This window comes from Herbaspirillum sp. GCM10030257 (genome assembly GCF_042666555.1).
Taxonomy (GTDB): domain Bacteria; phylum Pseudomonadota; class Gammaproteobacteria; order Burkholderiales; family Burkholderiaceae_D; genus Noviherbaspirillum.
Genome location: NZ_JBHTDH010000007.1, coordinates 106,332 through 120,460, shown reverse-complemented (window position 1 = coordinate 120,460; position 14,129 = coordinate 106,332). Strand labels below are relative to the sequence as shown.

The 14,129-nt window shown below is 54.1% G+C and carries 12 protein-coding genes; 3 read left to right on the top strand and 9 right to left on the bottom strand.

Annotated elements, in window-relative coordinates:
• Window positions 1-201: 201 nt before the first annotated feature.
• Both ACFQUU_RS12880 and ACFQUU_RS12875 read right to left on the bottom strand, forming a co-directional pair.
• On the bottom strand, window positions 202-585 hold the full coding sequence (locus ACFQUU_RS12880) for a response regulator (RefSeq protein ID WP_382247656.1): 384 nt from the start codon (window positions 583-585) through the stop codon (window positions 202-204).
• Between the two features lie 176 nt (window positions 586-761).
• Complete coding sequence (locus ACFQUU_RS12875) at window positions 762-1,058, bottom strand: hypothetical protein (RefSeq protein ID WP_382247654.1); 297 nt, start codon at window positions 1,056-1,058, stop codon at window positions 762-764.
• A gap of 57 nt (window positions 1,059-1,115) precedes the next feature.
• On the opposite strand from ACFQUU_RS12875, the gene ACFQUU_RS12870 reads away from it, so the two are divergent.
• The gene (locus ACFQUU_RS12870) at window positions 1,116-1,730 is read left to right on the top strand and encodes a hypothetical protein (protein WP_382247652.1); all 615 of its coding nucleotides are present in this window, start codon (window positions 1,116-1,118) and stop codon (window positions 1,728-1,730) included.
• Window positions 1,731-2,378: 648 nt separating this feature from the next.
• The gene (locus ACFQUU_RS12865; protein ID WP_382247650.1) at window positions 2,379-4,784 is read left to right on the top strand and encodes a penicillin-binding protein 1A; all 2,406 of its coding nucleotides are present in this window, start codon (window positions 2,379-2,381) and stop codon (window positions 4,782-4,784) included.
• A 290-nt stretch (window positions 4,785-5,074) separates the two neighbouring features.
• Here the strand turns inward: ACFQUU_RS12865 and ACFQUU_RS12860 are convergent, their stop codons facing one another.
• From ACFQUU_RS12860 to ACFQUU_RS12835, 6 genes are all read right to left on the bottom strand, one after another.
• Window positions 5,075-8,353 carry a pilus assembly protein gene (locus ACFQUU_RS12860; RefSeq protein WP_382247648.1) on the bottom strand — a complete coding sequence of 1,093 codons (3,279 nt, stop codon included), beginning with the start codon at window positions 8,351-8,353 and terminating at the stop codon, window positions 5,075-5,077.
• 75 nt (window positions 8,354-8,428) lie between these two features.
• Window positions 8,429-8,950, bottom strand: coding sequence for a PilX N-terminal domain-containing pilus assembly protein (locus ACFQUU_RS12855; RefSeq protein WP_382247646.1), 522 nt, complete (start codon window positions 8,948-8,950; stop codon window positions 8,429-8,431).
• Window positions 8,947-10,056: a PilW family protein gene (locus ACFQUU_RS12850; protein WP_382247644.1), complete on the bottom strand. Its 1,110-nt coding sequence runs from the start codon at window positions 10,054-10,056 to the stop codon at window positions 8,947-8,949. The genes ACFQUU_RS12855 and ACFQUU_RS12850 overlap by 4 nt, the downstream gene beginning before the upstream one ends.
• 8 nt (window positions 10,057-10,064) lie before the next feature.
• Window positions 10,065-10,655, bottom strand: coding sequence for a type IV pilus modification protein PilV (gene pilV / locus ACFQUU_RS12845; protein WP_382247642.1), 591 nt, complete (start codon window positions 10,653-10,655; stop codon window positions 10,065-10,067).
• Entirely contained in the window at window positions 10,652-11,146 is a 495-nt protein-coding gene (locus tag ACFQUU_RS12840; RefSeq protein ID WP_382247640.1) for a GspH/FimT family pseudopilin, read from the bottom strand. The genes pilV and ACFQUU_RS12840 overlap by 4 nt, the downstream gene beginning before the upstream one ends.
• Window positions 11,147-11,148: 2 nt before the next feature.
• Complete coding sequence (locus tag ACFQUU_RS12835) at window positions 11,149-11,565, bottom strand: type IV pilin protein (RefSeq protein ID WP_382247638.1); 417 nt, start codon at window positions 11,563-11,565, stop codon at window positions 11,149-11,151.
• Window positions 11,566-12,106: 541 nt separating this feature from the next.
• Between ACFQUU_RS12835 and ACFQUU_RS12830 the strand changes: the two genes are divergently transcribed.
• A complete protein-coding gene (locus ACFQUU_RS12830) occupies window positions 12,107-13,390 on the top strand; it encodes a phosphatidylserine/phosphatidylglycerophosphate/cardiolipin synthase family protein (RefSeq protein ID WP_382247636.1) in 1,284 nt (427 codons plus the stop codon).
• Window positions 13,391-13,441: 51 nt separating this feature from the next.
• On the opposite strand, the gene ACFQUU_RS12825 is transcribed toward ACFQUU_RS12830, so the two are convergent.
• Window positions 13,442-14,032, bottom strand: a complete 591-nt coding sequence (locus ACFQUU_RS12825; RefSeq protein ID WP_382247634.1) for an SRPBCC family protein — start codon at window positions 14,030-14,032, stop codon at window positions 13,442-13,444.
• Window positions 14,033-14,129 lie beyond the last annotated feature (97 nt).

Sequence of the window (14,129 nt, the reverse complement as noted above, 5' to 3'; positions counted from 1 at the left end):
AACACATCCACATAAAAGCGGCTATGCGTTTGCTACAGCTTCGACTGGGGTATTGACTGCAAGCTCGTCTGCTGGATCATGATGAGTCTTCCTTCAGCTCGAATCGTTTCGGCGGTTCGATATGACGAAAACAGACGTCCCGGCCGTCGCGACCAGGTTGCTTGCTAAAACAACCCGTGCCCGCGCAGTATGCAGCAAGGTTCACCGGGCGAATTGTTCCAGTGCCTTGAGCAAGTCGGCAAATTTGAATGGCTTCGGAAAAACCATATTGAAGCCCGCTGCAAGCGCAACAGTTTTATCCTGTTCGCTGGTATAGCCGGTAATCGCCACCAGCGGTATATCACGAAGTGACTTGTCAGCGCGCATGGTCCTGGCAAAGTCGAGGCCATTCATTGCACCCGGTAGTCCCACGTCGCAAAAAACAATAGCGGGGTGAATGCGTTTGGCAAGTTCCAGCCCCGCCCTGGCGTTATAGGCAACATGGGAAGTGCAGCCCTGGATATGAAGAATGTCGCAGACAAGTTGTGCAAAGTCTTGATTGTCTTCGACGACTAATGCATTGATGTTGTTGTTTTCATTTTGCATGTAGCTCGCTTTCCGACGCCTTAAGGTGCTTAAGGGCTTAAGGGCTTAAGGCGGTTCGGTTATCTAGTTCATGTCAGTAGTAAAGATTGGATGCGGGATGGAGCCAAGCGGCGGAAGGACGGTGACTGATGAAGGGTTTAGCTCCGCCAGGTCACCGTTGAAGTAGGGCACCAGGGTTAACGACTTTCTTTCGCCGCTTTGACATCAGCCTTGTTCTGGGCTTTGGCGAGATCCGAAGCCGCATCATGGATTTCTTTCTGAGACTTCTGATGGGCTTTTAATTTTTGCTTGTCTGCCTTGGCATCAGCTTCAACATTGGCCTGCGCCTCCTTGGTGAGCGCCTTGTTGACGCGCTCATGCGCTTTGATCGATTCTTGTTCGACCTTGCCTTGCGCCTTGACGTCGGCAGGTGTGTTCTGAGCAATCGCCGCCGCTGCTGTCATTGTCAAAGCAAGAAATAAAGATTTTTTCATCCGCAGTTCTCCTATGCATTTGCTGGTTGTAGGAAGGCGGAATCGCGCAGATGTTCCTTGCCAAAAAGGCAAAATGTAAGCAGCCGTTTCAATGCTTTGAGCGATGAAATAAAAATTTACATATTCTCACCGCGCTTACGAAAAATAATTTATTTACAACAGTCGTTGGTAACGCTTCAAAAGCATTCAGTAAAATTGCCTTTATTGAAATGCAAAAATGTTTGCATTGCCAATTGGAACTGTTTTGCATCCCCACTGGTCCTAGACACTTCTTTCAAAACAACACATCTGGAACACGGCTCAATGAAAAAAACCAGGAAGACCAGCGCAGGGAAAAATCGTCGTCAGAAGGGAAATGGGCAAGCACGACTCAAGACTGATAACAACAATCTTTCCGTCGGCGTCGATCGTCTCTCCACGTCCCATGAAGCCAAGCCGCGTGATCCGAACGCTCCGCATCCCGGGACCAATCGTAAGCCGCGTGGCACAGACGAACAAAAGCGCAAGCTCTGGGAGCGCAAGCAAGCCGAGCTTGAAGCCCGAAGGGCCGCTGCCGAGGCCCGTCAACGAGAGGAGGAGGCCGAACGCAGGCGCAAGACGCGAGTGGCAGGCAGCATTCTAGGCGCGGTCACGGTGACACTCGCAGGTGCTCTCACCTGGTATTTTGCATAAGTCAGCGTAACCGCCAATCCTGGTTGCTAACATCTTGAGACTACCTCGGGCTCCAGTCTGGGCCGGCAGGTATTGGTCAGGCTGATTTCTGCATGCCCCGGGCAATGCGTCAGGCTCGTGTTCCAGGCGGTTCCCCAGATTGGCGCAAATAAGTTATAGCGTTCCCGGATGGTGCGATCAGCAAATCCAATTTTATAACTTACCGGGCACTCTCCGTGTGCCATCCGTAATTGCCGGACTGCCTATGCCCTTTGATAGGCCGCGTCGAGGCCGGACAGCTGACTTGCCCCGGTATGTGTTGCGAGAGTTTGCCTAGGTCCTGGTGCTCCAATAATATTTGGAGCGTCATTGTAGAGTCTCCGTTATGCATTAGATCAGTGGTGCATCAGCTCATTAGGATCTTGGGGTCATGTACCTGATACGATGCCTTCCGCCCGGCCGTCCGCTCGCAGGAACTCGGTAATCCATTGAGGTCGCATTTAGTATGAAATAATTGCACCTTGGAATTGGACGGAGCATAGAAAAATCACTGTGGAACCAACAACCGAATCCCGCAAACGGATTGAGAAGACAGCGAAGCAGATTGCAGGCTATTTCAAGGCCGTCAGCGATCCAAGCCTCTCATGGCCCATTAGGCTGAAGTGTTTGATGAAAGCGGCATTCGCCAGCGGAACGATTGCCGTCGCACTTTTCTTTATCTATGCGATAGTCCTGATTCCGTTCACGCCAAGTATTGCCGACCTGCGCAAGGCCAAGGCGGAAACACCAAGTGTCCTGATGTCCAGCGATGGCAAGGAACTCGCTGTCTTTAAACGCCTGAACCGAGAATGGGTCCAACTCGACGAGATCTCGCCATTTATCGTCAAGGCGCTGATCGCCACCGAAGACCACCGCTTTTACGAACACCATGGCGTCGACCTGAAGCGTACCGCTGCGGGAATCTTGCGCACGATTCAAGGCGACCCGGAAGGCGGCTCAACGCTGACACAGCAACTTGCTCGCAATCTGTATCCGGAGGAAATAGGGCGCAAGCGGACCATCAATCGCAAATTGAAAGAACTGATCACTGCGCTGAAGATCGAGTACGCGTACTCCAAGGATGAAATCCTGCTGACTTATCTGAACACAATGCCGTTTTTGTACAACGCATTTGGCATTGAAATGGGTGCGCGCACCTATTTCGATAAACCTGCGGCCAAGCTTGATGTTCTCGAAAGCGCGACCCTTGTTGGCATGTTGAAGGGAACCAGTTACTACAACCCCGTCTTGAACCGCGAGCGTGCACAAAAGCGACGCAATGTCGTGATGTCGCAGATGGTCAAACGTGGTGTACTTCGCACTGCCGAATTCGAGCGCCTGAAACGTCGGCCGATCCGCCTCGATTTCGAACGTCAACCCGAGCCTTTTGGCGCCACGCCACATTTCGCCGTGAATGTCCGTAAGTGGCTGATCGAATGGGCAGACCGCAACGATTACAACCTGTATTCCGACGGCCTGGTGGTGTATTCGACAATCGATTCGCGTATGCAGGCATTCGCCGAACAAGCGATAGCCCAACAGACTCAGCTATTGCAGTCGGTTTCGGATGGCGAAAAGGGCGTTAGTCCGATGCGCAAGGTATCTTCCGGGTTCAATCCATACCGTGATCTGCAGCGACCGACGCCACCGACAGCCCGCTTCTTGCGAACACACGACGATCTACTCAAGGCATTCGTGCGCGAATCGAGCCCATATCGTGCTGCGGTCGATGCGGGAACACCGCCGGAAATCGCGATGCAACAGATCAGGCAAAATCCAGAATTCATGGCGCGCCTGACCGCAGACAAGACCCGGCTGGAAAGCGGTTTTGTTGCTATCGACCCGACCAATGGACATGTCAAAGTGTGGGTTGGCAGCCGTGACTTCACAGTCGATCAGTTCGACCACGTGGCGCAGGCGAGACGTCAGCCGGGATCGACATTCAAACCGTTTGTGTACGGTGCCGCGCTCGAGCGGGGAATGTCACCGGATACACGGTTTACCGACATGGCCGTCGAAGTCCCGCTAGGCAACGGCAGTGTATGGCGACCCACCGATGCAACTGGACCGAGTGGCCAGTCGATGGCGCTGCGCGAAGCACTGGCCTATTCCAAAAATACGATTACCGCGCAGGTGATGCAGGAAGTCGGGCCAGGGAAAGTGGCAGATTTTGCGCGACGCCTGGGCGTGAACCAAAGCAACCTCGACCCGGTCCCGGCATTGTCGCTGGGTACGAGCCCCGTGACGCTGCTGGAGATGGTGTCCGCTTACAGCACGATTGCCAGTGGCGGCGAGCTCCGCAAGCCTGTGATGGTGAGTCGCATTGCGGACCGGAACGGCAAGATACTGGATACGTTTACTAGCGATGGCACACGTGCCATCTCGGGCAAAACCGCATATGACTTGATCGACATGATGCGCGGCGTGGTGAAGCAGGGGACGGGGCGCCCCATCACCACGCGCTTTGGACTGCGTGCAGACCTCGCCGGAAAAACAGGGACTACACAGGACAATACGGATGGCTGGTTTATCCTGATGCACCCGCGCCTGGTAACCGGTGCATGGGTTGGTTTTAATGATGCACGCATAACGATGGGCAATAGCCAGTGGGGACAGGGCGCGCGCACCGCACTGCCAATGGTTGGAGAATTCTACCGGCGAACATTGCAGGCAAGGATTATCGATACCGAAGCGCGTTTCGCACCTCCTCCCGATTCCTTCTTCGCATCGCTGCTGGATAAAGTGTATGGCTTTTTCGGGGTGGAGAAGACGGAGAAGGCGGCTCCGCCGCCGCGTAAGCCGCCGGTTCAAGTTCGGCATACATCACCAACACCACCTCCAGCTGCTGCACCCGATATTCGTTCGGAGGAAATGGAGCGGATCGCCAATCAGGCACGTGAGGCCGAATCGGCGTTTGGCGCGGCGCCAGACACGAAAGACGGCGTGCTGCAAGACCAGGAGCAGATTATTGACGATGGCAACCGTGGAACTGTTTTGATGTTCGGTGAACCCAAAGAGGGCGCTGCGGTAAACTAAAAACCCGGCCAGCGGAATCACAACTGCCGCAACGGCAAATGGATAAATGAATGATGAAAAAAGGGGCGTGTGTCCACGCCCCTTACTATTTGCCACCCCTAACTTCTTTGCTTAGCTTATACCAATCCCAACCCATAACGCACCATGACATCGCGTCTTTTTCCGGGGGCGCCGAGCCGCCTGCCTGCGTTGCACTCGTCATCAATAGCAAGGCTATTGACTCCTCCTGCGCCTTGCCAGTCAAAAAAATCCATCGATCTCATTTGTCACGTTACAGGTTGGGATTGGTATTACTTCTTATACCAATACGTCCGGCTGATCTTTTTCTTGCCTTCCTTGTCTGACGTACCGTTGTCCAGCGGAGATTTCTTCGGTGATTCCGGATTGACGCAGCCGATACAAAAACCAACTTTGGTCCCATCCACAACCACAATTCCGCTTACCGGGGATGGAGGCAAACCTCCGCCGTTCAATTCTGTTGAACGATATTTTCCGGTGAACAGATCCACACTATAGCTACGTGCGGTACCCAAGTCGGATGTACAGGAATTGGTGTTCGAAGGTGTCGGCTGATTGGTGCCAAAGTAAGTGGTGCCGCCCACTGTCACCGGCGCGTTGACTGCTTTCTCGCCTGTATTGAGGGTGATGAAATAACCGCTGCCTGTGCCGTCGTAGTTGGCGCTGGTTGCGTTACGCAATGACGACTCGGTGGCGGTGACCAATCCCGTTGCATCTTTTCCTGTCTTGAGATCCTTGATCGCATACAAGCGGTTGGTTACCGAGTAGGCCGAGCCGGCACTGATATTGTAAGTAGGATGTTCACGGTCACCCGACCCTACCATCACGAGATCATAGGCGGTTGTCGAACCGGACGCGCCTACCGGGACAACGCTCGGTCCGAAAAAGAATTTGCGCGGTATGGTTCCCGATGCGCAGGCGCCCGTGTTGCAGCCAAGTGCGGCCAGTTTATTCACCGTCCATTTATCCGGCGTGCTGCCGGCGGTTGGCTCAAGATCGACGCGCCAGATGTTGCCACCCATATCGACTGCATACAGTCGCTCTACGTAGCCATCGAAATCACGATCCAGAGGCGTAATGTCGGCTGGGATACTGTAATTCATATCGGCGACTGCGCATGACGCCGAACTGCTAGTGCCACTGCATGCGGTCGCTCCTGCGGATGGACCTGCTTTCCAGATTACATTGCCTGTCACCGCATCCAGGATAAAGATACCGCGTCCCATGGTGTCCGTGAGCGGCGGTTCACTGTCCTGCGTCGTACTATAGCCGGCGCCAATAATCAGCACCGGGTTGGACCAGCCTTTGACAACGGCCAGGCGCGGACGGGCCCAGGTTTGCCCAAGTTCCGCCATGTCGGTATCGGTGAATGATTTTTTCCACATCACTCTAGGGGCTGTCGGCGTGGTCACGTCCAGTGCATACATGAAACGTCCACCACGGCGCATGGTCAGGTAGATATATGACTTGTCGATGGTGCCGTCCGCCTTCAGCTTTTGATACACCCCAGGGGAGCCGTCGACGAAATAGTCTTTTGGTTGCGGATTCAGGTCTGCGTCCGTGTTGGGGAACTTCACAAGCGGGGTGTTATCACGTTGACGCTTCAGTTTTGAATAGAACTCCGGCAGCACCAGACCCCACAATTCGCCACCTGGCGGTACGGAACCAATCGAACTTGTCTGGTTGCCATTCACTGCACGAAATACGCCGTCGTTTGTCCCATAAAAAACCACAATTGATTCCGGGCTGCCGCCGTAACTCAGTACGACCGGACGAGAGTGGAGTGCATCGCCGTGAATGGAGGGGCGGACAGTAACGGTACCGCCAGGCCCTTTCTCGGCGCCGGTATTGTCTTCACCACGTATCCAGTTAATCAGGGCGTCGCGATCTGTAGAACTTGAAACACCCAATGCAGCCGTAGTAATGGCGGAGTTGGACTTGGCAAAGATGTTTGCACTGTTTGTCAGTTCATTTGAGCAATTGGAACCGCTTGGGCAATAGGTGTAGAGTTTTCGCGGATTATCGCTGGATTGTGCCGTCGCGCTAAAGTTGCTTGTCAGGTTGGCCAGGCGTAACTGCTGCGCAGCACCACCTTTTTCAACCACTTCGCCATCCGGCGAGTCGTAGGCCAGTCCCACGCCTTGCGGATTGTTTTTCCAAAAGCCACCGGTGCTATCCGGTGCGGTCGCGATGTTCTTGGTCGTCCAGAAGCTGATTGCATTCGGCGACAGGAAGCCGGTACTGCCAGAGCTGATTGCATCGGCGCCGGTGCTATCGGCAAGCTGAACCATGTTCAGATTGGAATTGAACTTGAATTTGTACTGCTTCAGGTTACCCACCCAACGCGGGGAGCCGTTGACATCCGGGCGGAACATGCCCATGTAAATCTGGTTCAGGTAGCTGCCTTGCGTATTGACACTCACCGGCAAGCTGGAGGAGGAGAACACGCTGTTGACTGCCTGTACTTCATTAAAAATCTTTAGCAGTGCATCCTTGATTTGCGAGTAATTCGACGTCGGAAAATATTTGCCGCCGCCGAAGTCCGCCATGCTCTTCATCAGCGCCGGATAATCCGGTTTGCAACTGTTGCCAATCAAGCCAACGGTGTAGGTTGTGATATTGGTCTTGCCACCATTCACACCGCTGGTATCGGTCTGCGCCATGTAGCGCGCCCATTCATCGGCATACAAGCCTGAAGAATCGGTATGGTTTCCCATTGTGTAGCTGCCGCAGCTGAAGACATCAGCCGAAGGTGTTGGCAGCGTACAAGTGCTTGTTCCCGTCTTGAAAGGCAGGCGGCCAAACGTACCGTAACAACCCGAAGGGATTGTAATCGCCAGTTTTTGTGCCGCAGTGACACCGGGCGCAGTATTCAGCGCTGAACTCGGGCTCGCATTCCCGCCTTCACCAGGTGTGCCCGAGTTGGTAAATGCATTGCCTACAAAGATGACAAAATTATTCTGGCAACCGCTGTTTGGCGGTTGGATGCCAGCATAGTTGCGTCCCGAAAGGCCGGTTTTTCCAGCGAAATAGGCCCACGCTTCCTGCATGGTGGCACCGGTTTGTTCACTGCTCGCCTTGATATTGTTGATACCATTACCCGAGGTCACCCAGGAACGTATCCAGGTGAGGAGCGCCTGCTTGTTCGCAGCGGTCATCGGCACGATGGGCCTGACCAGACAGCCGCCATTTCCCCCACTGGCACATCCGTATGACGTCAGCCCGTTTGCGTTATAGAACATCATCCCCAGGTTGATTTTTGCTTCACCATTTGAGGCGACATCGAGACCGTTGATGACGTTGTAAAACGCGCATTGTTCAATGCCGCCTGCGGTGCCATTCAGTGAGGGCGCAGCGCCGTCATCGTCATAGGTGCAATTTCCGGCTGACGCGGAAAAGTTGGCCGCATTATCAAGCACCAGTAAGACGTTTGGCCGATCACCGCTGTCGGAAATCTTGTCATAGATGTCAATATCTTCCGCGTAGAGCAAAGCGGGTGCCGCCATTGCAGCGACAAGCAAATAATGAACCAGAATCTTTGCTGATTTCATGGTGGTACCTCCAGACGGGCGGTGCGATTGTTTCGACATGTGGGGATATGGCATTGCCAGGACTTAGAGGGTGAATTAACAGGACGTCGGTTTATAGAACCGCTGGCTTAAGCCTTGCCCCTGCGTGACACGTACCCCGGTATTTGCATCATCGATGTCTGCTTTGATGTTCCATAGCTGCTGATTGCATTTCGACGGCGGAGGAATGGGCTTTCCATCCTTATCAAAGATCGGCTGACCGGGATCATCGTTAAAGCAGATACGATCGTCTTCGTTGCTTGGGTTCAGCGAGGGATCGTCATTGCGGATGGGCGTGGTGTTGTCGCAGACAGGAGTGTCGACAACGACAGGGTAGGTCACCGCGCCTATCGTTACCGGGACGGTCTGTTGCTCGGTGACGTTTGCAAAATCGCCGCTGACCACTTCTTCGATCGCCTGCTGCGCGGCTGCTGTCGCCTCGGTCTTGACTTGCATGTTCCCTGCAATGCGGGTATTGGACGTCCCTGTGCGGATTGATGACACTACCAGCAGTGTCAGGACAACCAGCATCACGAGGCTGACAATCAACGTGACGCCTTCTTGCTTTCGCATCTTCATTGCGCTCTCCTTCCGCTGGGGTTCACTGCGCGGATTGTTTCGCTGAAAACATGGCGTTTATAGTGATCGTCGAATGGGCCAACGTTTCCTTCCAGTCCAAGGCTGTAAGTCTTGTTGTCGGTATATCCACTGCTTGCGTCGGGATTGCGGGACAAGATATGTGCACGTACGGTCATGACGTTCCGCCAGTCGGTTGCGACCAGCTCGGTGCTGCCATCCTGCGCATAAGTACCAGTCGTGTAGTAGTCCGGTGCGCCGTCGTTATCTTTGTCGATACCGTAGTCGAACTGCACGTTCTGTATGCCTTCAACCAAAGGCGTATTGATAAACGCCGTACTGCCTGCGCTGACGCCAAGTGCAAGACGCTTGAGCGTTGGGATGGGGTTGCCGTTGTCATCGCGCGCGCCGGAACAGGTGGTTCCCGTCGCTGGCTTGTTACAGGGGCTGACGTAGTAGATATCCACGACGAAACTGTGCAGATCGGCAGCGGTTTCGTCCATTTTCTTGAGGGTGAACACCGATGTATCCGTTCCGCTTCCCACCTGCCGTTTGAATACTTTTGATGTGTCGAGCCCGGCCTGGATATAGACGCCGCCCGCCACGGCGTCTGCTTTAGGAATGGCGGCGATGTCGGTCCGCCGTATCACAAGAATATCCGTGCCGGATAGGTGATTCGCATCCGCTAGGCACGCAGCCAGCGCAGTCGGAACGGTGGTCGGCGAGTCGTATCCCTGGATGGCGACTGGCAATGCCGCATCAAGCTCGGTCACCGACGTGGCGCATGGATCCGGAAGGGTTGCGGCTGCACTAGCAACAGGAAAATCGAGCGCAATGTTGAAATACGCGCCGTAGTAGCCCGCCAGTTCAATATCATCCCTTAATACCTGAATTGCATAACGGCCGTTTTCAATCTGGCGGCTGGTGTTATTGAGTTCACGGCTAGTGCTGCTTTGTTGGCTGATAAGTGTCGTGACGCCGGCGACCAGAACCAGGCCCAGGGTAATAGCAATCATCAGTTCGACCAATGACAAGCCGCGTTCACGTGTCATCGAAGGGAACGGGCGTGTCGACCTAGGCTTCATCCGATACCGCGCGCTTGTTTTCATGATGGATGTCATCCCAGCTCACCGATTTTCAATGTGATGCCAACGACACGGCGTTGCTTTTCGTCGCCATACTGATCTTTGCCGCAGGTCCATCCGTCCGGCGGTATCGCGGTCTTGGAAAGCCCTTGCCAGGCAACGGTCACGAGATAGATACTTGTCGTCGAATCGAAACTGATGCAGCCGCGCGCGCCGATCATTGCGCCCACGTCGTTATTACTCGCATTTTTTTCCGATTCGCCGTTCAGCAGGCTATGCCACTCCTTGAGATCCTGAATGGCACGTGCATTCTGGTCGGCGGTTCCCACTGTACAGGTAGGCTCGGTCAACGTCCCCGCACCCCCTGCCGCCGGTGTGCCGGATGCACTGTCGGTGAATACGTAGCATGACGCAACCTTACGATTGGCATTGATTCTGGACGCCATGTCCTGGAGCAGGATCAAGGCCTGCGCACGTTGATACGATTCGAGTTCGGAGCGCTGGCTTTGGATCATCGTGCCTGCGAGGCCTAGCAGGCCGAGCAGCAGGATGACGAGGGCCACCAGCACTTCAATCATGCTGACGCCACGTTGCTTGGGTAGTAGAGTTTGGCGGGGCTTCATGAGCACGTCCCGGTACGTGTTGAGGGCAGGCCACTGAGGTCCACTGTGACGCAGCGTATTGCATTACTCCCTGTGATTTCGAATTGCGGTGTGCTGCTGCCATCAACGCGTCCGTCGGAACGATACGTAACCTCTGCACTTGGCCCGGTAACCGTCAGCCCGGAAAGGGCAGCTTGCTTGTTCAGGACCGTAGTGGCTCCGCTGGCCGTGACAGTGACCGTCCATCCATTTTTCCAGCCGTCCGTCGCGGAAGTAAGCACCACGTCACGATTCCGTTTGATCGCTTCGCTGCGCGCAAGCGTCAATGCGGAATAGAGGTCAAAAGAGGCGCTGCGGACTGCCATGCCTTTGATGAATTCGGAAAACGAGGGGACGGCGATGCCCAGCAAAACGCCGGTAATGGCGACGGTCACCAGCAATTCGGGAAGGGTAAACCCCGATTGGGCTTGCGCCTTGGATGAATGCCGGAAGAAAGTTCGCGCATTCATCATGATTACCAGCAGCCGGCAACGGTGCCTGTTCCGGTAATCCCTTTTGTGCCGTCCTGCGTGAGCGTCAGGTTCTTGCACTTGGTATCACTGCTTGCCTGAGCACCGGTGGCAGTGGCGGTGACGGTAAAGGTGGTAGCAGTTACGTTGCTCAGTGCAAGCGTGTAGTTGCGCGAGACATCGCCAGGCACCGCGACCAGATCATTGACAACGCTTGAATATTCGCGCTTGTCGAGACGGTACTGCTCCTGCTTGTTTGCGAGCTGCAGCATGACGTTCTCAGCCGAAGTCCTGTTGGTTCTTACGACGTAGTCCCGGTATGACGGATAAGCAATCGCCGCGAGAATGCCGACAATAGCCACGGTAACCATTAGTTCGATAAGCGAGAATCCCTGATTGCCTGGGTGACTTTTAGTGTTCACTTTGGTGCGCCTGAAAGTTTCCTTGGTGCAATAAATATACATGTATTGTTGTCGCAAGGGAATTTATTCCGATGAGCGGCATTTTTTGGTGGGTCAGCGGTAAAAGCTGTGGCGCGTTGCGGTGGGGCGTACCGATGTTGCGATGCAGCGTGTGCAATGTTCAACGCAGCGATAACTGCGAACATGCGAAACGAAGGTATGAACAAGACCTCCTCGTTAATCTATATACAAACGTAGTGCCGTGGCACCAACGTGTAACATTCTGGAAATGCATGACAAACGAGCACGAGAACGTTATGTAATCATAAAGAAATTTATTGCGAAAACATAACAGGCCGCCGCAGGAATACCCGTAATGTAGGTTTTCAAATCACCAACATTTCTTAAGGCCGGCGCGTGCAGGGCGAAGGCAGGGTCGCAGGTCATTTTCGGCAATGAAGATGGCCCAGGACAGAGTCCGCCCGTGCGTTGCTGCGGGCAGTCGTTTAAAGCACTGCGTATCGGAAGACAGAATCCTTACTTGCACTTGCGCAGGAAAATAATGCACTCTTCGTTCTGGCACGACAGTTTCTTTTATGCGGCCGCGGCTTTCTTCGCGATTGTGTTGCTTTTAGTTGTCGTGATCTGGTCGGTTCGTCGCCATCGCTCTCCAACATTACACGTTAGCTGTGATCTACCAATCGATAAGCTAGTGCCGTCGCTCGCCGGGCTGACGCTTGGCACAGCAGTAGCCGGCAATTCTGTCGAAGTTTTCGAGAACGGCGCCTTCTTTGATGTTCTGCTACAGAGAATTCAATCGGCACGGCATGGCGTGCATTTTGAAACCTTCCTTTGGAAGGAGGGCGTGCTAGGGCAACGCGTGGCTGATGCGCTTTCGGAGCGGGCACGCGCCGGTAAGCACGTACGCGTACTGCTCGACGCGACCGGATGTAAAAAGTTAGGAAAGAGCGCTCGCCGTCAAATGGAAGAGGCCGGATGCAAGCTCATCTTCTTCCATGACAAAAGGCTGCGCAACATCGGATTGCTCAACGACCGTGATCACCGCAAACTCGTCGTCATTGATGGTCGTGAAGCCTTTGTCGGTGGGCACTGCATCGTAGATAGCTGGATGGGTGATGCGCAAGACAACGCGCATTTTGGAGATGTCAGTGTCCGGTTGCGAGGGCCCATCGTAAACAGCATTCAAGCCGTGTTTAGCGAGAACTGGGTCGGCCAGACGGGGGAACTGTTCGTGGGCGATGAAGTGTTCCCGCACCTGGAGCCTGCTGGGGATGTATTGATCCATGCAGCATTTGTAAAACCAGAGTGTTCTGCGCCGGCCGTCAAGATTCTTCATCACACAGCTATCTGCCTTGCCCGAAAACGCATATGGATCCAGAACCCGTATTTCATTCCCGAACCTGAGGCGATCGACGCGTTTGGAGACGCTGTGGCACGCGGGGTCGATGTCCGCGTATTGATGCCGTCCGCGCATGCCTCCGACAATCCCATGGTTCAGCACGCCGGCCACCGTAATTTTGAAAAGTTGCTGAAGTGTGGTGTACGCTTGTTTGAGTATCCAAATACCTTACTGCATCAGAAAATCATGACGATCGATGGCGTCTGGTCCGCTGTCGGATCAAGCAACTTCGATGACCGGTCGTTCGATACCAATGATGAAATCAGCTTGGGGATCCTGGATGCGGCTACTGCGAGCAGACTCGATGCCGTCTTTGAAAAATATGCCCCTCTATCGAAAGAGATTGAATTGGAGCGATGGAGTAAGCGTGGAAGCTGGCATAAATTGAAAGACAATGCGGTCTATTTGCTCAATGAAGTTCTTTGACCCGGTTGAATCCGGGTGCGAATTCCATCCCGGTGTGTTGTGCGTTGGTGTTTATTTGCCCGACGTGTGCGCAGTTGTTTCCATTCGACGGTAGATTTCCTGGCGAAGCTGTGCAAACTGTTCCCGTGTACGAGCTGCAACCGTGTTCAGCCCCAATCCAAACGGCAGCCGTATGTTCGGAACAGACTCGCTTCGGTATTCGATGATAGTGGCATTACCACGTTCGATAAGTCGCGTGTGCGCAAATCCGCTGGTAATGGTTCCTCCTACTGCCTCGGAGCGAATTTCCTGGTACGGTTGTAGTTTGACATCGCGAACCGACTCAAATGGAAAACGCAGTAGCCCAAAGTTGACCACGCCGGTTTGTTCAACACGGAACCGGTCTGGTGACTGTTGAATCGCCTTGCTCGAATTGATTCCAGGGAAAAACGAGGCCATGTGGTTATAGTCGGTAAGTACTTGCCAGACTTGCCTCGGACTGGCAATCACGGGCATGCTTACGTCGATCAATACCGCGTTGCCCTCATGGCGCACGTCGACGCGCATGTCGCTTTGCATCGCAGCCGGAACGTCTTGCGCGTATGCCGCATGACAGATGGCTGCGACTAACATGAAACGGCTGAACCGTATCGGGACACTCATGATGATGGCCTGGTGTACAGCATGAGAATTTGACCATCCGCATGTAGCAGAGTGCCCGAGCACTGCGCAGGAAAAATCTTGCGCGCCGGTTACTACC